Origin of the sequence: Halorussus gelatinilyticus (genome assembly GCF_023238445.1) — an archaeon.
GTDB classification, from domain to species: domain Archaea; phylum Halobacteriota; class Halobacteria; order Halobacteriales; family Haladaptataceae; genus Halorussus; species Halorussus gelatinilyticus.
Window position 1 is genome coordinate 2,426,788 of record NZ_CP096658.1, and the last position, 17,886, is coordinate 2,444,673.

17 protein-coding genes are annotated in these 17,886 nt (G+C 70.6%); 4 read left to right on the forward strand and 13 right to left on the reverse strand.

All coding sequences use genetic code 11. The annotated features are described in order from the left end of the window. Positions 1–95: 95 nt before the first annotated feature. The 4 genes from M0R88_RS12510 to M0R88_RS12525 are packed head-to-tail and all read right to left on the reverse strand — an operon-like array spanning position 96 to position 4,750. Entirely contained in the window at positions 96–3,287 is a 3,192-nt protein-coding gene (locus M0R88_RS12510) for a DUF7286 family protein (RefSeq protein WP_248653839.1), read from the reverse strand. Next, the gene (locus M0R88_RS12515) at positions 3,284–3,886 is read right to left on the reverse strand and encodes a DUF7284 family protein (protein WP_248653840.1); all 603 of its coding nucleotides are present in this window, start codon (positions 3,884–3,886) and stop codon (positions 3,284–3,286) included. The genes M0R88_RS12510 and M0R88_RS12515 overlap by 4 nt, the downstream gene beginning before the upstream one ends. Continuing rightward, entirely contained in the window at positions 3,883–4,305 is a 423-nt protein-coding gene (locus M0R88_RS12520; RefSeq protein WP_248653841.1) for a DUF7285 family protein, read from the reverse strand. The genes M0R88_RS12515 and M0R88_RS12520 overlap by 4 nt, the downstream gene beginning before the upstream one ends. Further along, positions 4,286–4,750, reverse strand: a complete 465-nt coding sequence (locus M0R88_RS12525; RefSeq protein WP_248653842.1) for a DUF7283 family protein — start codon at positions 4,748–4,750, stop codon at positions 4,286–4,288. Before M0R88_RS12525 ends, M0R88_RS12520 begins: the two co-directional genes overlap by 20 nt. 111 nt (positions 4,751–4,861) lie before the next feature. On the opposite strand from M0R88_RS12525, the gene solA reads away from it, so the two are divergent. After that, positions 4,862–6,046: an N-methyl-L-tryptophan oxidase gene (gene solA, locus M0R88_RS12530; protein WP_248653843.1), complete on the forward strand. Its 1,185-nt coding sequence runs from the start codon at positions 4,862–4,864 to the stop codon at positions 6,044–6,046. Between the two features lie 33 nt (positions 6,047–6,079). On the opposite strand, the gene M0R88_RS12535 is transcribed toward solA, so the two are convergent. From M0R88_RS12535 to M0R88_RS12550, 4 genes are all read right to left on the reverse strand, one after another. Then, complete coding sequence (locus M0R88_RS12535; RefSeq protein ID WP_248653844.1) at positions 6,080–7,807, reverse strand: type II secretion system protein; 1,728 nt, start codon at positions 7,805–7,807, stop codon at positions 6,080–6,082. Further along, entirely contained in the window at positions 7,804–9,726 is a 1,923-nt protein-coding gene (locus M0R88_RS12540; protein WP_248653845.1) for an ATPase, T2SS/T4P/T4SS family, read from the reverse strand. Before M0R88_RS12540 ends, M0R88_RS12535 begins: the two co-directional genes overlap by 4 nt. Before the next feature lie 432 nt (positions 9,727–10,158). Continuing rightward, positions 10,159–10,644 carry a DUF7311 family protein gene (locus M0R88_RS12545; protein ID WP_248653846.1) on the reverse strand — a complete coding sequence of 162 codons (486 nt, stop codon included), beginning with the start codon at positions 10,642–10,644 and terminating at the stop codon, positions 10,159–10,161. Beyond that, positions 10,641–11,171 (reverse strand): DUF7310 family coiled-coil domain-containing protein, encoded by a 531-nt coding sequence (locus tag M0R88_RS12550; RefSeq protein WP_248653847.1) that lies wholly within the window; start codon positions 11,169–11,171, stop codon positions 10,641–10,643. The genes M0R88_RS12545 and M0R88_RS12550 overlap by 4 nt, the downstream gene beginning before the upstream one ends. A 164-nt stretch (positions 11,172–11,335) precedes the next feature. On the opposite strand from M0R88_RS12550, the gene M0R88_RS12555 reads away from it, so the two are divergent. Beyond that, positions 11,336–11,530: a hypothetical protein gene (locus tag M0R88_RS12555; RefSeq protein WP_248653848.1), complete on the forward strand. Its 195-nt coding sequence runs from the start codon at positions 11,336–11,338 to the stop codon at positions 11,528–11,530. A 183-nt stretch (positions 11,531–11,713) separates the two neighbouring features. Next, a complete protein-coding gene (locus tag M0R88_RS12560) occupies positions 11,714–12,793 on the forward strand; it encodes a tubulin/FtsZ family protein (RefSeq protein WP_248653849.1) in 1,080 nt (359 codons plus the stop codon). 85 nt (positions 12,794–12,878) lie between these two features. Here the strand turns inward: M0R88_RS12560 and M0R88_RS12565 are convergent, their stop codons facing one another. From M0R88_RS12565 to M0R88_RS12575, 3 genes are all read right to left on the reverse strand, one after another. Continuing rightward, a complete protein-coding gene (locus M0R88_RS12565; protein ID WP_248653850.1) occupies positions 12,879–14,222 on the reverse strand; it encodes an alkaline phosphatase family protein in 1,344 nt (447 codons plus the stop codon). Between the two features lie 108 nt (positions 14,223–14,330). Continuing rightward, positions 14,331–15,446 (reverse strand): DHH family phosphoesterase, encoded by a 1,116-nt coding sequence (locus M0R88_RS12570; RefSeq protein ID WP_248653851.1) that lies wholly within the window; start codon positions 15,444–15,446, stop codon positions 14,331–14,333. 110 nt (positions 15,447–15,556) lie between these two features. Beyond that, on the reverse strand, positions 15,557–16,090 hold the full coding sequence (locus M0R88_RS12575; protein WP_248653852.1) for an inorganic diphosphatase: 534 nt from the start codon (positions 16,088–16,090) through the stop codon (positions 15,557–15,559). Between the two features lie 226 nt (positions 16,091–16,316). Here M0R88_RS12575 and M0R88_RS12580 point away from each other — a divergent pair, with 226 nt between their 5' ends. Continuing rightward, positions 16,317–16,673: a PadR family transcriptional regulator gene (locus M0R88_RS12580; protein ID WP_248653853.1), complete on the forward strand. Its 357-nt coding sequence runs from the start codon at positions 16,317–16,319 to the stop codon at positions 16,671–16,673. Positions 16,674–16,697: 24 nt separating this feature from the next. Here the strand turns inward: M0R88_RS12580 and M0R88_RS12585 are convergent, their stop codons facing one another. Then, the gene (locus M0R88_RS12585; RefSeq protein ID WP_248653854.1) at positions 16,698–17,291 is read right to left on the reverse strand and encodes a DUF7108 family protein; all 594 of its coding nucleotides are present in this window, start codon (positions 17,289–17,291) and stop codon (positions 16,698–16,700) included. After that, complete coding sequence (gene rnhA, locus M0R88_RS12590; protein ID WP_248653855.1) at positions 17,284–17,877, reverse strand: ribonuclease HI; 594 nt, start codon at positions 17,875–17,877, stop codon at positions 17,284–17,286. The genes M0R88_RS12585 and rnhA overlap by 8 nt, the downstream gene beginning before the upstream one ends. Positions 17,878–17,886 lie beyond the last annotated feature (9 nt).

Consider the following 17,886-nt stretch of genomic DNA (forward strand, 5'->3'; position numbering starts at 1 on the left):
GTGGCGCACGCCGGGTCGTCGGTGTCAGTGGTGCAGTCCGGTCGTCGGAGGAATCGCCGTGCGCCGAGTCGATGCCGAACCCGTCGCGCTCCGACTCACGACCACCCCGTCGAGGTCTCGTCGCGGTTTCCGCCACGGTCCCCGACGCCCGGCGGACCGGGCGGCACGACTACCACGACGACCGTCTCAGTTTCGAAGCCGACCGGCGTCGTGCGCCCGAGCAGTTCCCGGTCGCCGTCGCCGTCCCAGTCCACCCGCACCGACTTCTCCTCGCGGACGTAGACCACCGTCTCGCCGGGCGGTCCTTGGGGCGCGCTGACCGCAAAGCGGGCGTACTCGCCCCGGACTTCGACCGACCAGACGTTGAGCGTCGCGTACCAGTAGCCCGGCACCGGCGCGACGGGCAACCCGGCCGGGACCGCGCCCAGCACCTCGCCGAACCACCGCTTGCTGGCGAGTTCGGTCGCGTTCCCGAGACCGGTTACCACCGCCTGCTTGAGCGCGGTCCGCGCGACCCGTCGGGTCACGCTCGCCGTCTGGTTCACCGTCTCTCGCGGCGGCCCCGAGACCGTCTCGCGGACCGACTCGACCGCCAACTCCGCCCGCAGGCGCACCCAGTCGCGCCGGTCCGGTCGCCGGAGCGCGGGCCGTCCGCGGACCAGCGCCGCCGCGATGGCCCGCCCGGCCGAACCGTTCGCCACAGCGAGCGCGCGTCCGGCGGTCGTGTTCCACCGCGCCAGTCCCGCCCGGATCGCGGCCCGGCGCTCGCGCTCGGTCACGTCGAAGCGCGAGAGCGCCATCCCGGCGACCAACTCGCGTCGCACGTCTCGCATCGACGCCGCGAGCGACCGCCGGAGCGCGTCGCGTCGCCCGGCCAGACGCCGATTCGAGTCCCCGTCTATCGACCCGTTCCCTGCCTCCGCGAGCGTTTCGTTGCCCGCTTCCGACAGGGTTCGATTCGCGGCCCGGAGCGCGAGCGCGGCGGTCCGGAGGTCGGTCTCGCCCGACCCGCCGTCGCCGACCACCGCCGCGGCGACCGACTCCGCGGCGTCGCCGTACGGCACCGCGAAGACGTTCGTGTTCCGCGCCGAGAGCGGATGGCGCTTCTCCCCCTTCGGAATCGCGGCGACCTGCTCGCGGTCGAGGCCGGCCAGCGTGAGGTAGGGCGGCGCGCCGGCCACGCTCAGGTTCAGCGCGCGACCCGGCCCGTCCGCCGGAAGCGGTCGCGGCGGCGGAGCCTCGGGCGTCGTTCGGGCGCGCAGAATCTTCCGTGCGCGGTCCAGCGACACGCCGGCGTCGGCGAGCGCTCCGTCGAGGCCCCGCCGGGTCCGGGCTTCCCGTTCCGCTCGCGCGTCCAGCCGGGCGAGTATCCTGTCGAGGTACGCGGCCCGCGCCGCGACCCGCGCGCGGTCGGCCACGCCGTCGTAGCGAGCGGGCGCGTCGAGCAGGTCGGCCCGCCGACGCCGGACCGCCCGAGCGAGTTCGGCGGTCGGCGGGGAACCGCCGACCGCCCGGTTCCGAGCGACGGTCACCGAGAGGTTCCGGACGCGCTCTCGCAGCGTAGCGAGGTCCCGGTAGACCCACCGCCGGAGAGAGGTCGGACGCCGACCCGCGACGCGCTCCGGCCGCGCGTCCAACGTTCCGGCGACGGCCCGGCGAGCGATGGCGTCGAACCCGCCCCGCGATTCGACCAGCTGTTCGGTCGCTCGCCGGTTCAGATTCCGGAAGTTCGGCCCGTCGAGCGCGCCGCCGCGCTCGTGGACGCCCGAGATGGGGCGCGACGGCGCGATTCCGGCTCGCGCGCGATGGTCTCCCGCGACGCCGACGCGCACGGCGAACGCCTCGGTCCACCGCCGGACCGTCCGGCGAGTGTCGTTCCCACGATTCCCGTCGTCTCCACCCGTCGTCTCGTTTCCGCCGGACGCTCGCTTCCGCACCCACTCGGCGACCAGCGCGTGCGTTTGCACGACCCGGCGCGACTCGCCGTCGAGCAGGTGCCACCCCGCCGGCGTGCCGAGCGAGAGTCCTCCCGCGCCGTCGTCCGCCGATTTCACCGCCGTTTTCGTCCGGACTGCGGTAGACCGGAGCGTCCAGTTCGCGCCCGGCGACTCGGGGTCTGGCCGGGTCTCGCTCTCGACCTCTCGAACCGCCGCGACGAGGCGCGCCTCCGCGGCGTACGCCGAGCGCAGGACGCCGGCGAGGTCGGTCCCGTTCGCGCCGGTCACGAGGTCCGCGAAGGCGCGGTCCGCGGTCCGGTTCACGCCCGCACGGAACGTCTTCCGCCCGGCGCGCGACTGCTCGCTCAGATTCCGACTCGTCGCGCCGCCCGGCATCGGATTGCGCTTCTGGTAGTCCTTCGCGGCGGCGAGCAGTTGGTCGGTCCGGGCCGACCCGCGCCGGGCGTTCGCCGCCGTGAGCAGGTCGGTCGCGCCGACGCGCGCCGTCGCCCACGCGACTGCGCGCCGGGCTCGCGGGTCGCTCCGGCCGAACGCCGCCCGCTGTTCGCGCAGGAGCGCTCCGTTCGCGGCGAGTTCGACGTGGCGGTTCGCCAGCACGTTCTCGACGGGCGCGCCGCCGTACTGGGCGTAGCCCCGCGCCCACGCCACGGCGTAGAGTCGCGCGGTCAGTCGGCGGCCGAGACCGGGCGCGAGCGGGCCGCGATTCAGTCTGGACTCGAAGCGCTCCGTGCGCTCGTGGAGCGCCAGCGCGGGCGTCGTCACGACCACCTCGGGCGCGAGTCGCTGTCGCTCGACGACCCGACCACCCCGCGTCGCAGTGACCGTGACGTTCCGGATGCGGACGCGCAGTCCGGCGTTCTCGGCCCGTTCGCCGCCGCCAGCGGGCGCGATTTCGACGCGGCGCTTGGCCGCCCGGAGGTCCGAGGCGTTCCGAATCGCCGGGAGCGAGACCGCGGCGCGGACCGCCTCCGATTCGTCACCGCCGGACCGAACGCGGACTTCGCTCAGCGCCTCGCGCGCCGCCAGATAGATTCGGATGCGGAGCGCGTCGCGGAACGGCGTCGAGTCGTTCAGCGCGCGCCCCGCGGTGGAGTTCGCGGGGACGGTGACGGGACTCCTCGCGGCCTCCCGTCCGGCGTCGGCCACCGCACCGCGGAGCGCGCTGTTCGTCGCGGCGGTCGCGCGCTCGACGGCGACGCCCACCGAGTCGTCGGTCCGTGGCGTCGGCCCGCCGGCGAGCGAGGCGCTGAGGCCTGCACTCCCGACCAGCAGGACGACGCCGACGAGCGCGAACGGGACCCGGCCGCGCCGGTCCTGAGCCAGTCTCACCGCGACCACGTCCTGACCGAGACGGCGACGCCTCGGACCGCGAACGCGGCCGCCGACACGTCGGCGGCCGGCGGCGGTGCGGGACCGACGACGACGCGGGCGGAATCGTCGCGCGCGGCGTCGTCGGACCCCGCCGACTCCGCCGCGGTGGATTCTCCCGAGGTCGATTCCGCCGAGGTCGATTCCCCCGAGACGGATTCCGCTCGAGACCGGCGTGCGACCACTCGCGCCCCGAGTCCGACGCGGCGGAGCGCGCGGTCGACCCTCGCCGTGACGGCCCGGACGAAGGAGGTCGCTCGCCGGTTCGCCTTCGCCGTGACCGCGCTGGCGAGCAGTCCGGCGAGCGTGTCGTGGACCGTCCGGTTTTGCGGCGTCTCGGCGCTCGCGGCGAACTGCTCGGCCGACGCTGACGCCGACGAGCGATAGGTTACGCTCGCGGTACTCGTCGCCAGCAGGTCCGCGGTCTCGTCGGCGGAGTCGGGCACGGTCTCGCGTCGGGTTCCGTCGTCCCGCGTCGGCGTCTCGGCGAGCGTCAGCGCGCTCGCCGAGACCAATAGCAGACAGAGCGACACGTCCAGAACCGTACTGATAGCTCTCACGACCACACCTCCGCGCGGAGGTGGCCGGGCCGGACGCGGCCGGGCGCGATTCGGACGCTCACTGCGACGGTGGCGGTGTCTGCTCTCGGCGGCGGAGTCGGCCCGGCGCGCCACGACCGTCCGGCCGTCCGGAGCGTGAGATTGAGTCGGTAGCCCTCGGGACCCGAACGCAGTCCCGCGGCGAGCGATTCGGGGTCGGCGACCCCCGTCTCCGAAATCGCTCGCGCCGTTCGCTCGACGGTCGGGTCGGCGAGGTTCCGGTCCGACGTCGGAACCGCTTCCCCGAGGAGACCGGTGTAGGCGGTCAGCGCGACGCCGACCGCGAAGACGGCCACGAGCGCCGCGGTGGGTTCGACCTGCGCGCGGTCGGACTCTCGGGGTTCGTAGTCACTCACCCCGCTACCCGACGAGCGTGACATCGACGCCCTCCCACGTAACTCGCCTGACGGTCAGTCGCTCGCGCGAGCGCCACGCCGGGGTCCGGTCGCGGGCTTCGGCCGCGGCGCGCCGGAAGTCGGCGGGAGTGGCGAACGCGTTCTCCGCCGGCGTGCCTCGAAGCACGTCCCAGAGCGCGGTGTCGCGCCGGACCGGGGTCACGGGACCGTAGGCGAACGTCGCGTGGCCCGTCGCGCCGTCGTCGCCGAGCCAGAGCCGGTACGGGCCGATTCGGACGCGCTCGGCCGTGAGCGGGTGGACTCCGGTCGTCTCGTGGGCGCTCGCCGCGACGGAATCTACCGTCGCGGCCGCGCTCGCGGCGTCGGGCGGCGGTGCCCGCGGGAGCGTCGCCGCGAGACCGACCGCGGTGGTGCTGGCCAGCGCGAGGCCGACCCAGAGATACCACGTCTCGACTGGTGCGTCGAACATGGGCCGGGTTCGTCACGTCTTCGGGTTTAAAATCGAGGGCGCGTTCGATGGCCCGTCCGAGAGCCTCGCGGAACCGGAGCGAATTAGACCCGCCCCGACGACGAAATCCGTATGTCCACGACCGACTCCGACCGCTACGACGCCATCGTCGTCGGCGTCGGCGGGATGGGAAGCGCCGCGGCGTACCACCTCGCCGACCGCGGGCGGGACGTCCTCGGCTTGGAACGCTACGACGTGCCCCACACGCAGGGGTCCTCGCACGGTTACACCCGCATCATCCGACTCGCGTACTACGAGCATCCGTCGTACGTGCCCCTGCTCCGGTCGGCCTACGACGAGTGGGCCGCGCTCGGCGACGAACGCGGTGAGGAGATCGTCCGCGAAACCGGCTCGGTCGCGGTCGGACCGCCGGACAGCGACGTCTTCGAGGGCGCGCGCCGGTCCTGCCGGGAGCACGACCTCGACCACGACGTGCTGTCGGGGGCCGAACTGAACGACCGGTTCCCCGGCTACGACGTGCCCGACGAGTTCCGGGCGGTGTTCCAACCGCAGGGCGGGTTCGTCGTGCCCGAGGACTGCATCGTCGCGCACGTCGAGGGCGCACAGGCCCGCGGTGCCGAGATTCGTGCCCGGACGCAGGTCACCGACTGGCGCGCGCTCGACGACGGCGGCGTCGAGGTGAAAGCGGAGTCGGCCCTCGACGGGGCGGACGACGCTACGACCTACGAGGCCGACTCGCTGGTGTTCGCGGCGGGCGCGTGGACGGGCAAACTCCTGCCCGAACTCGCGCCGGTGCTGGAACCCGAGCGGCAGGTCTTGGGGTGGTTCCAACCCGAGTCGCCCGACCGATTCCGACCCGACGAGTTCCCCGTCTTCTCGATGCGCTGTGACGAGGGCTACTTCTACGGCTTTCCGATTCACGGCGTGCCGGGGGTCAAGGTCGGGAAGTACAACCACCGCCGCGAGACGGTGGACCCCGACGAGATGAACCGCGACCCGACCGCGCGGGACGAGGCGATTCTGCGCGAGTACGTCGACGGCTACTTCGCGGACGCCGCGGGACCGACCACGCGCCTCTCGACGTGCCTGTTCACGAACACGCCCGACGAGCGGTTCGTCGTGGACACCCATCCCGAGCATCCGCAGGTCGCGGTCGCCGCCGGGTTCTCGGGCCACGGATTCAAGTTTTCGAGCGTGATGGGGTCGGTCCTCGCGGATTTAGCGGTGGACGGCGAGACCGACCACCCCATCGACCAGTTCGCCATCGACCGGTTCGAGGAGTTGGACGTGGCGTAGCCCTGCCTGCGTCTGCCGGTAGCCCGCCCGAACTCACGCCGCGAACCCCGCGCCGACGAAACCGGCGAGGAACGACCCGACAGCGCCGAGCAGCGCCAGTCCGACCCGGTAGCCCACGAGCGCGCGGTCGAAGCCCCGCTCCAGTCCGGTCGCCAGCGCGGTCAGGACGGCCGCCATCAGCAGGACGTAGGTCGAGACGGCGACCCCGAGCGCCGCGGTCGGGAGCGGGTCGCCGAGCGTTCCCGCGGCCATCCCGTCGGCGAGCGCGACCGTGGCTCCGCCGACCAGCGGGCCGAAGACCGCCGCAGTGTTCTTGAGCGTGCCCGTCACGCTGGCGAGTTCGCGCCGGGCCTCGCGCTCGACGCGCTGGAGGTCGTCCACGTGGTCCGCCATCGAGACGATTGCGCGCCCGGCAGGGCGACCTTCTCGCGCCGCGAGCGCGAGCAGGGCGGCCACGCTCCGGGCCTGCGGACTCGGCACCTCGGCGAGCGCGCCGTACTCGCCGAGGAATGCCTCGCGGACGCCGACTCGGAGTCGCCGCTGGAGTCCGGCGGCGTCGGCCAGCGTCTCGCCCGTGCGCCCGGCGACCTCGGGCGCGGCCGCCGCAATCGCGGACTCGACCGCCGCGCCGTCACGGACCCGCCTGCCGACCAGATAGAGCGCGTCGGTCAGGTTCGCTTCGACCGCGCGGGCGTCGTCCCGGACCCGCTCGACCGGCCGGAACCACCAGACCAGCGCGGCCCCCGTTCCGCCGCCCGCGATCGCGGGCCAGCGCGTCCACCGGGGGAGCGGTGCGACGGCGACGAACGCGAGGACGACCGCACCGACCCCGAGCCACACCGCGACCGCTGGCCAGCGCCGGTCGGGAACCGCGGGATGGTCGCGCGACACGTCCGGCGGCGGAAAGGCGGCGGGTCGCCGGACCGCCAGCCACGCCCCGGCCGCGACCAGCGCGGCCGGCAGGAGGAGGTCGTAGACCGCGACTAGAATCGGGACGGAGAGCGGCATACCGGCCACGCGCGCCGCGGGCAGCACCGCGACCAGTGCGAGGGGAAGCAGGACGCCGAAGGCGTACAGCGCCGTGGTCGGGCCGCGGACCACCTCGGCGAACTCGGCCATCCGGTCGCGCGTCCCGTCGAGAATCGCGTCCATCGCGCGCTCCAGCGTGGTCTCTCGCTCTCCTGCAGGCGCGTCGGCCGCCGACTCCACGAGTAGCGCGGCGCGCCGGAGCGGCGGGTTCCGGTCGGCCCAGTCCGCACCGAACGCCGCGAGGCCGGAGCGCGGCGTGCCCTCGGCCCGCCGGACGTGTTCCGCGAGGTCGGCGGCGAGTCGGCCCTCGCCGCGCGCCGCGAACTCGGCCGCGCGCTCACTGGCGGGTTCGACGCGCGTCCGCAGAACCGCTCGCGCGACGAGGGCGGGCGCGGTCCCGAGCGCGGCGGTCCGTCTGGCGGCGGCGAGCGCGACGGGGCCGCGTCGGGCGAGGTGGGCGACGCCGAGCGCGACCGCGAGCGCGGCCGCCGCGACCGGAAGCCGGAGAGGGCGGGGCGCGAGAAGAGCGGCGAGGAGTCCGACCAGCGCGACGAACGCGGCGGCACCGTTGCCCGCCCGGAGCGTCGTCTCGGCGTCCACTCCGGCGTCGAGGTAGGCCAGCGCGCGCCGGAGGTCGGCGGTGGCCGCTTCGCCGTCGTTCAGTTCGACGGGGCGAGGCCAGCACCGCGCGAGGAGTCGGAGCGAGCGCGCGACTCGGTCGCCGCGGGTCACGACGCCCTCCGGTCGGCGTAGGTCGAGACGACGGCCTCCGGTTCGGTCCGGTCGCGGCGCGCGCACTCCGCGAGCAGGGACTCGCGGTCGGCGAGCGCGTCGCATACGTCGGCGTAGGACTCGCCGGATTCCGCGAGCGCGGCGACCAGCGCGCTGTTGCCGCGGTCGATGCGGCCGGTGGGGGCGAGTTCGTCGGTCCGGATTTCGAAGAGCGCCTCGAACCGGTCGCCACCGTCGCCCCGGACTTCCTGGACGGCCTTCACGCGGCGGCGCTTGCCCGCCGGCGTCGAGACGGCTTCGAGCGTCACCACGAGGTCGGTCGTGGCGAACGACGAGGCCGGGACGGCGAGGTCCGAGACGACCCGCTCGCGGACGCCCGCGCCGCCGTCGCCGTGGATGGTGCCCAGCACGGCGTCGCCGTTCGCGCCGACGCGCATCGCCTCGTAGAGGACCGCGGCCTCCTCGCCCCGGACCTCGCCGACGACGAGCGCGCCCTCCCCGAGGCGGAGCGCGGTCCGGAGGGCGTCCGCTGGCGCGAGACCCGGCCCGTCGTCGGTCGTCGTGCGCAGGGGCTGAACGTCGCGGCCGCCGCGCTGGAGCGCCGAGACGGGGAGTTCGGGCGTGTCCTCGATGACGACGGTTCTGGTCGCGGCGGGGAGTTCCCAGCAGAGCGCGCCCAGCAGGGTGGTCTTGCCCGCGCCGCGGGGTCCGGCGACGAGGCCGGCCGCGGCGCGCTCGGTCGCCAGCGAGAGGAGCGCGGCGGCGTCGGCGGGGAGCGTGTCGTTCGCCACGAGCGCGGGCAGGGTCCACGGCGTCGCGTCGCGGGCGCGGAAGGCGAACCCCGGCCCGTCGCTCACGGGGTCGGTGACGCCCGCGACGCGGACTGCGCCGGGGTCGGGGGCGTTCGGGTCGCTCGCGCCCGCGCCGATTTCGGCGGTCGCGTCGAGCGTCGGCGCGGCGCGCGAGAACGCCCGGCCGCTCTCCCGGCGGAACCGGGAGGCGAGCGCCCGCGCGCCCTCCTCGGTGAGTCGCACGTTGGTCCGCATGCGCTCGCCGTCCACCGCGACGCGCAGGGGGTTCCGGCCGACCGGCGCGGTGGCGAACACGTCCGAGACGCGCGGGTCGGCGAAGAAGTCCGCGAGGACGCCGTAGCCGCGGGTGTGCTTGCGGAGCGCGGCGGCGAGCGCTTCGACGGGGGCTTCGGGGTCGGCGACCTCTCGGACCGCTCTGCCGGGCGCGCGCTCGCCGGCGGCGGTCTCCTCCGAGACCTCACCGTCCGCGAGCAGTCCGTAGGCGTCGGCGAGCGCGTCGAGCGCGGCCGCGTCGAAGTCGTGTTCGACCGGTTCGAGGTGGTAGGTCCGGAGCGCGCGCTCGTCGGCGTAGATTCGGACGGTCGCGCCCGTGGCGAGGTCGCGGGTCTCGGCGAGCGTCGCGTCGGGCGGCGGGTCGGCGGCGACGCGGGCCTTGGCGACGGGCGGGCCGGCGAACGGCCGGAGCGCGTCGGCGTCGCCCTCGACGCGGCGCGCGCACTCCGCGAGTCCGGTCTCGGCCACGATGTCGCCCACGGGTCCGGCCCGGCCGAGCGCGGCGCGCGCGGCGGCCAGCGGGTCGGTCTCGGCGCGGTCGGCGAGCGTCGAGTCGTAGAACGCGACGCGCTCGGCGAACCGTCCGGCCGCCACGAGGAGCGCGGCCGACGCACCTTCGTAGGCGCGTTCGATGCGGTCGGTCCGGGTCACGACCGACTCGGCCTCGCGGTCGGCCAAGGCGCTGATGGCGGTCCCGCGACAGGCCGGTTCGGTCGCGAGGTCGCCCGCGCCGGGGCAGGCCGCGGCGTCGAGCAGGAGGCGGTCGTCCTCGAATCGGGGGTCGCAGGCGCAGTCCGGGTCGTCGTCGCGGAAGCGCGCGAGCGGGTTTCGCATGGGCCGGGGTCGTCCCGTCCTCGGATTTAAACCCGGGGGTCGGATGCGGGCCGGGAGCGGGTCGGACGCCGAATCCGCCCTCGTCTCGGATTCGCGTCGATGGGACTGACGACTCGGCGCGTGCTGGCGTCTGTGCGAACGGACGTGAGCGCACGGCTCGTCGGACGCGGTTTGTCCGACGGCGCGGCCTCACACCGCGAGGCCGCGCCGACGCGCGCGAGGGACGCGGGAGCGGAGCGACCGCGAGGTTGGGGAGGCGTGAGGTGCGTGCCGCGCGGTGCGGTCGCGGTGCCGGGCGGTCGGGGTGACTCCTGTGTTCAAGTCTAAAGCTAGCCTCCCCGCCACCGACGACCGTCGTCCCGTGGCCCTCAAAGACACCATAATACATCTAAAGAAAGCATACACAATTCTAAGACGATTCTATAACTGTCTCTACTCGCGCTCGACCGAAACGACTACCGTCCGCCGACCGTCTACCCGCCGTAACCGGAGCGTCACCGTGTACGTCTCGCCGCCGCGGAGGACCAGCGCGGCCGCGTCCGACCCGGCCACTGCTCCGCCCCGACTCACGCGCAAGTCGGTCCCGACCCGGCGGACCCGCCGCGGTCCGCCCGCGACGCTGAACGCCAGCACGTCGCGCCTCGGCGAGTCCTCGACTCGTTCGCCACCCTCTACGCCACCGATTGCGACGACCACGGCGGCCGCGGTCGGCGAGCGCGCGGGGAGCGACACTGCGAGCGTCCGGCGCGCGCCCGGCGACTCCTCGGTGGCGAGCGTCGTCGCGGCCTCGGCCACCCGGTCTACGTCGCGTTCGGCGAGGCGTTCGGTCCGGGTCGTGCGGGCGCTGTCGATTGCTGGCGTCGCGGCCGCGATCAGCGCCGCCGCCAGCGCGACCGCGAGGACCAGTCGAACCGTCACAGCACTCCCGCGAGACGGGCGAGCAGGCCGTCCTCGCCGGTGTCGGCGTCGTCCTCGTCGCCAGTCCCGCGGTCGGTCTCCGCGCGGCCGTCGCCGAACGACTGCTGGGAGCCCCAGTCGCACGGTCGGTCCGGGCGAGCGCGTTCGCCGTCGGGGTGCGTTTCGCCACCGTCAGATGCGTCGCTACCGCCGTCTACTCCGTTACTGTCGTCTACTCCGTTACCTCCCCCTGTGCCGTCGCCGCAGAGCGTCGCTTCCAGCGATTCGGCTTTCGCCAGCGCGGCGTCGGCCCGGCGCTCGACCGACCGGTCGAGCGCGCGGACGTTGCCGACGTAGCCCCGGAGGGCTTGGGTCGCGGCGTCGAGGTCGTCGAGACGCTCGTCTATCGCGTCGAGTCGCGCCGAGAGGCGCTCGACCTCGCGGGTCAGTTCCGCCGCGTCTCGGAGGTCGGTCAGGTCGCTGTCGCCGTCGGTCAGCGCGCGCTCCACGGCGCGGAGTCGTCGGTCGAGTGCGTCTGCGTCGGACATGGGCCGTGCTGGTCGCGCCCTCGGGTTTAAAGGTACGTACCGTCCGGTAGCCAAGTAAATATCCCACTATGTTTAATTAATAAAACTTATATGGTGGTGATACGATATAGCGTGACAAGTGAGATTTTTCACTTCACCTCCACGATAAACACAAGAGACTAATCATGAACGGGAAAACGTTCGGACTCCTCGTCGGTATCGCCGCGCTCAGCCTCGTCGCCGTCGGTTCGGCGGCCGCTGTCTCGTCGGGCAACTGCGGAACAGACGCCTGTTACGACAGCGACTCGCTTTCGAGCGAACCGCTCTATATGATGTGCGGCGGCATCGGTTGCTACGAAACTGACGCTGTTTCGACTTAATCGCTCGCTCGCCGTCGGTCGGCTACCGACGGCCGGCAGTTCCGATTTCTGCGGTTTTGGTGTTTAGACAGTATCAACTGGTCGATTCGCGCGACCGACTTCTCGCGGTTCGGCGGTCCTATCGAGTATCGGTAAGATAGCGACGCCGGAAGGTTGATTAGCCGTCAATTCGACCCACCGCGCATGAAAGTCGTCCTGATTGGTGTCGGACAGGCCGGGGGGAAGCTTGCCCAGCGACTGGCCCAGTACGACCAGCAGATGGGTTTCGGCGCGGTACAGGGAGCGCTCGCGGTCAACTCCGCGAAGGCGGACCTCCGAGAGTTGGACTTAGACACGGTTCTCGTCGGACAGGACCGCGTGAAAGGCCACGGCGTCGGCGGTGACAACGAGTTGGGTGCCGAGGTCATGCAGAGCGACGCGACCGAAGTGATGGACTCCCTCGACGGCCGCATCACCGCACAGGCCGAGGCCATCTTCGTCGTCGCGGGACTCGGCGGCGGCACGGGGTCGGGCGGCGCACCCGTCCTCGCGCGTGAACTCAACCGCGTCTACCAGATTCCGGTGTACGGACTGGGCGTCCTCCCCGGCCGCGGCGAGGGCGCGATGTATCAGGCCAACGCCGGGCGCTCGCTCAAGACCCTCGTCCGGGAAGCCGACGCGACCCTCCTCATCGACAACGACGCGTGGCACACCTCCGGCGAGAGCATGGGCGAGGCGTTCGAGAAGATAAACCAGAACATCGCCCAGCGCGTCGGCCTGCTGTTCGCCTCGGGCGAAGCCGTCGAAGGCGTCGGCGAGAGCGTCGTGGACTCCAGCGAGGTCATCAACACCCTCCGGTCAGGCGGCATCGCCACGCTCGGGTTCGCCAGCGCCGAGGCGGCCGAAGACGCCGAAGCGAACATCAACACCGTCACTTCGATGACCCGGAAGGCCCTCCTCAGCAATCTCAGCCTCCCGAACGCTATCGAAGCCGACTCGGGACTGCTCGTCGTCGCCGGCCAACCAGAGTCCATCCCCCGCAAAGGCGTCGAACGCGCCCGGAAGTGGCTCGAAGAGGAGACCGGTAGTCTACAGGTCCGGGGCGGGGACTTCCCGCTCGACAGCGGCCGACTCGCCGCGCTCGTCCTGCTGGGCGGGGTCGAACGCTCCGAGCGCATCGAGGAGTTCCTCGAACGCGCCAAGGAGGCGAGCAAGCAGGCCGACGAACCCGACGAGAACCCCGCCGAGATGTTCCACAACGACGAGTTAGACGACCTCATCTAACGCTGCTCTCGTTCTCTCGACTCGCGCGTCGTCTCCGTCCACCCAGAAAAAGCTGCGACCGCCGAAATCGAATCGGCGGCGTCCTTCAGACCAGACTCTTACCGTCGAATTCGCCCGCGTCGTACTCCATCTCCATCAGGTCGAGGATGGTCGGCGCGATGTCGTAGAGGTCCACGTCCCGGATGGTCGCGTCGGGGTCGTCCACGAACAGCGAGGCGTTGTCGAAGCTGTGCATCCCGTTGCGGGGACCCTGCCCGAACACGTCGTCGTGGCCCTTGAACCCGGCCTTGAGGTCGAAGCCGTGGTTCGGGATGGCAACGAGGTCGGGCGCGATGTCCTCGTGGTCGCCGTGGAACGCCTCCTCCTTCTCGACCACGCGGTCACAGACCTTCCGGCCGTTGGGACCTTTCAGATTTTCGAGGGCCTCCTTCAGCTGGTCGCGCTTGGCCTCGTACTCGCTCTCGGGGACGCTCCCGCGGGGTTCGCGGCCTTCGAGGTTGATGTAGAACCGGCCGGGGATGAGCGAGTAGGCTTCCGCGTCCTCGCTGATGTCGCCGAGGTCCTCGTGGTCGTCGTCCTCGAACGAGAGCCAGCCCTCGTCGGCGAGCCACTGGTTGAAGTGGACCTCGTAGTCCAGCGTGGTGAACCCGTGGTCGGAGGCGACCATCATCGTCACGTCGTCGGGGAGGTTCTGGCGAATCTCGCCGAGGTAGCGGTCCACCTTCCGGTAGAACTCCACGAACTCGTCTTTGTACTCCATGTCCTCCTCGTAGTGCTTGAACAGGAAGTGGTTCACCCGGTCGGTCGTCATGAAGACGCCGAAGAAGAGGTCCCAGTCGTCCTGCTGGAGGTAGTGTTTGAACGCCTCGTAGCGCGCATCGAGCGTCTTGTGGGCGTCCTCGATGAACTCGGACTTGTCCTCGTCGTGACCGAGTTTGGGGTTCGCGTCGAGTTTGTAGTCGATGGACTGGAGGTAGTCGCGCAGTTCGTCGGGGTACGCCGCCTTGTCGATGCTCGGCGAGAGGAAGCCCGAGACCATCCGCTGGACGTTTCGCTGGGGCGGGAACGTGACGGGAACGTTCATCACGGTGGCGTCCCGGCCGGCGTCGTGGACGCGGTCCCAGATGCGGGTCGCCTGCACGTCGCGGCCCATCGGGACGTAGGTGTCGTAGGAACCGACCTCTCGGTCCTGAAAGCCGTAGACCCCCGTCTTGCCGGGGTTGACGCCGGTCGTGAGGGAGGGCCAGCAGGCCGAAGACTCGGGGGGAACGATGCTGTCTATCGCGCCCGAGGAGCCTTCCTCCGCGAGGGCGGCGAGATGTTCGAACTCGTCGAAGTGATCTTCGAGGAAACTATACGGAACGCCGTCGATACCGAAGAAAGCCACGCGGGGCTTGTCGTCGCCACGAAGCTTGTCGAAGAGACCCATGTACCTCGATAGAACGAGGAGACACATGAAAATTCTTTTCGTAGGCACCGCCTTCGACGTGAACGATGATGAAGGATTCGGGCGTCGTGACGGACGACTCGGCGGTGGCTACGAACTCTCGAACGCCTCGAACAGTGCCTTCCGCGTGCTTGCGTCGATGAGCATGTCCAGCGTCTCCTCCTGTTCGTCGTCCACCTGCGAGAAGAGGCCGAGCGGGACCCGAGCGGTCGCGGCGTCGGTGTTGCCGCCGGTCGTCTCGCTGGTGCCGAACGCCGAGTCCAGGATGTCGAAGGCGTTGGTCCGCACGTCCTCGGCCCGACAGGAGACGACGATGGTCTCCTCGTGGATGCCGAAGACGGCGGCGGTCGAGACGCCCTCCAGTCGGAGCATCGTGTCGGCGGCCTCTTCGAGCGCGGAGACCGACGGGACCGCCCCGACGTTCGTAACGGCGAAACTCGCCCGGCGCTCGCGGTTGGCGATGGCGTCGCTGATGACGTCGAAGGTGTCGCCGCTCATGCCCGGCGACCGGAGGTCCTCGATGCGGCCGAGGTCGGCGTAGGCGTGGAGGAACCCGGCGGCCTCGTAGTCGTGCTGACCGTTCGCGCGTCGGAACTCGCGGGTCCCGGCCCGGACGCCGTGGAGGAGCGCGGTGGCGACGCGCTGGTCGGGGACGATCTCCTCGTCCTCCAACAGGCGCGTGACCGTGGTCGCGGTCGCGCCGTCGTCGGTCGGCGTCACGGTCACGATGTTCTCCTCGGCGGTCGGTCGGTGGCGGACCACCGCGACGACCGGCGGGTTGTTCGAAAGGCGCGGGACGCCGCCGCCCCCGCCAACGGCGATGGCGGCGTCGGCGTCGGTCAGTTCGTCGGCCCCGTCGCCGATGACCGACAGTTCGAGGTCGAAGATGTTACAGAACGTCTTGCTGTCCTCGCCCGTGACCGGTCCCTCCGCGAACAGATGGGCGGTGACGCCCCACTCGGTGCAGAGCGTCTGGAGACCCATGGCGGCCGCGAGTGCGTCGATGCTCGGTCCTTCCGGGACCACGAGCGCGACGCGGTTCTGGCCCGCGACGGTGTTCTTCAGCGCGTCGCTCGGTTCCGGTTCGTCGTCGCGTCGCCAGTCTGTGACCGATTGGGCGGCGTAGAAGACAGCGCCGCCGGAGAGGAGAAACGTCGCGGCTACTGCAACCATCTCTACACCACCGAGCGCGGACCCGAGAGCCATCGAATGGGGTTGTTCAGTCCACACTCAAATAGCTTCGGCCAGATATCCGGCAGCTGAGACTGTCAGAAAGCGGAAACGCGGAAACGCAGAAGCGGGGACCGACCGAACGGTTAGGCGAAGTTCTCTTCGTAGAGATCCATCGCGTGTTCGATGGCGTCTTTCGCCGACTCCTTGTCCTCCCAGCCGAGCGTTTCGGTCTGCTTGCCGGCTTCGAGGTTCTTGTAGGTCTCGAAGAACTCCGAAATCTCGTCTTTCTGCTGCTCGGTGAGGTCGTCCACGTCTTCGACGTTGTCGTAGCGCGGGTCCTCGGACGGGACGGCGATGACCTTGTCGTCTTTCTCGCCGTCGTCGTCCATCTTCATGAGCGCGACCGGACGGGCCTCGACGACGCAGCCGGGGAACGTCTTGTCTTCCACGAGGACGAGTACGTCGAAGGGGTCCTCGTCGTCGTAGTACGATTGGGGAATGAACCCGTAGTCGCTCGGGTAGTGGACGTTGCTGTGGAGGACGCGGTCGAGGACGACGCCGGGGATGTCCTTGTCGTACTCGTACTTGTTTCGCTCGCCTTTGAGACACTCCACGACGGCGTAGATTTCCTCGGGCGGGTTCGGTCCGGTCTCCAAGTCTTCCCAGAGATTAGCCATGTTGCAGTCCGAGAATCCGTCCGAAGTCCGGAAAATCCTTTCGGCATCGGACCGCCGGAATCCCCCGAGAGAAGAGGAAAATTCTGTGACAACTACCGGCAATTTTCGGGGTGTACTTCAAATCACGTAACAACTGGTGGTACAACTGCCGGATACGTCGTGGAAACTCCGACCAAGTGAGGAAGGATTAAATACCATCGTGACAAATCGCAGGGTGTCAGAGTCTATGTCAGAGGCACAGACACTCACAGAGACGAGTACCGCACGCAACCTCACCGCCTTCCAGAAGAATATCCTGACCATCCTCTCCGAAGAGCCGATGTACGGACTCGCCATCAAGCGCGAGTTGGAGGACTACTACGGTGAGGAAGTGAACCACGGTCGCCTGTACCCCAACCTCGACACCCTCGTCGAGAAGGGCTACGTGGAGAAGAGCGAACTCGACAAGCGGACCAACCAGTACGAACTGACCGACGAGGGCCTCGCGGTCGTCGTCGACCTGCTCCAGTGGACGCTCTCGAAGTTCGTCACGGACGACGAGCGCGGCGAACAGATTCGGGACCTCGTCGCGGACAACGAGTAAGCGACCCGTTCCCCCGACGGGTGACTACTCGTCGGCGACTTCGAAGACGAGTTCGAGCGACTCTTCGACGGCTGCGCGCTGTTTTTCGGTCGGCCACGCGTTTCGCGGGAAGTACTCCGAGCAGAACTCTTCGACCTCGCCGGTAGTCGCCGACTCGACCGGCCGCGCGTAGTGGTTGCCCATGAAGTCGGCGAACGCCGCGGCGTTATCGCCGTGAACGTCGCCGTACTCGTCGCGGACCCGAGCCGCGACCTCGCGGTTGTGCTCCTCGACCGACTCCCACTCGTCGGGGTCGCCCGGTCCCGACAGCGAGACTTCGACCGCGCGTCCCGTGTCCTCGATGCGGTCAGTCCGAATCACGCCGTCTTCGAGCCATTCGTCGGGGTGGAGGACGAGCGTCTCGCCGGTGTCCTCCTCGCGGACCCGCGCTCGGAAGTCGTGGGGGTCGAGGAGTTCGCTTCGCTCCTCGCGGTAGGCCTCGGCCTCCGCGTCGTCCACGGCGTCGTGCGCGAGACGCGTCAGGCGCTCGGCGCGCTCGACGGTCTCTCGGGACAGTTCGCCGTCGGCCGGTTCGTCGTCGTTCTCGATGACGTCGTCAGAAGGGTGAGTCTCAGGCATCGTCGAGGGCCTCGTTAGCCAGTTTGTCGGCGCGTTCGTTTATCTCTCTCGGGACGTGACTCAACTCCCAGTCGTCGAACTCCGTGAGGAGTTCCCGGACGGTCACGCGGCGCTCGCGCAGTTCCGGGTCGTTGGTGTTCCACGCACCCGTGACCTGCTTGACGATGAGTTGGGAGTCGCCTTTCACCTCGACGGTGTCGAAGCCGTAGTCGCGGGCCGCCCGGAGGACGCGAATCAGCGCCTCGTACTCGGCTTGATTGTTCGTCGCGCGCCCGATGGTCCCGCTTCCCTCAGCCGCGATACCGTCGCTGGTGACGACGACCCAACCGACCGACGCCGGGCCGGGGTTGCCCCTGCTCGCGCCGTCGAAGTAGAGGTAGGCGTGGCCGCCGGCGTCGCGCAGGAGCGCCTCGATGTCCTGCGGGTTCGCGCCCTGCACGACGACTTTGTCCTCGTAGGCGACCGCGTTGGCGTCGCCGTACGTCGCGCGCCACTCCTCGTGGTCGGAGTTGCCCGCCGACACCTCCGCACCCGCTTCGACCAGTTTCTCCCGCGCAGCGTCCACGTCGCACTCGATGACGGGCATGCTCGTTGG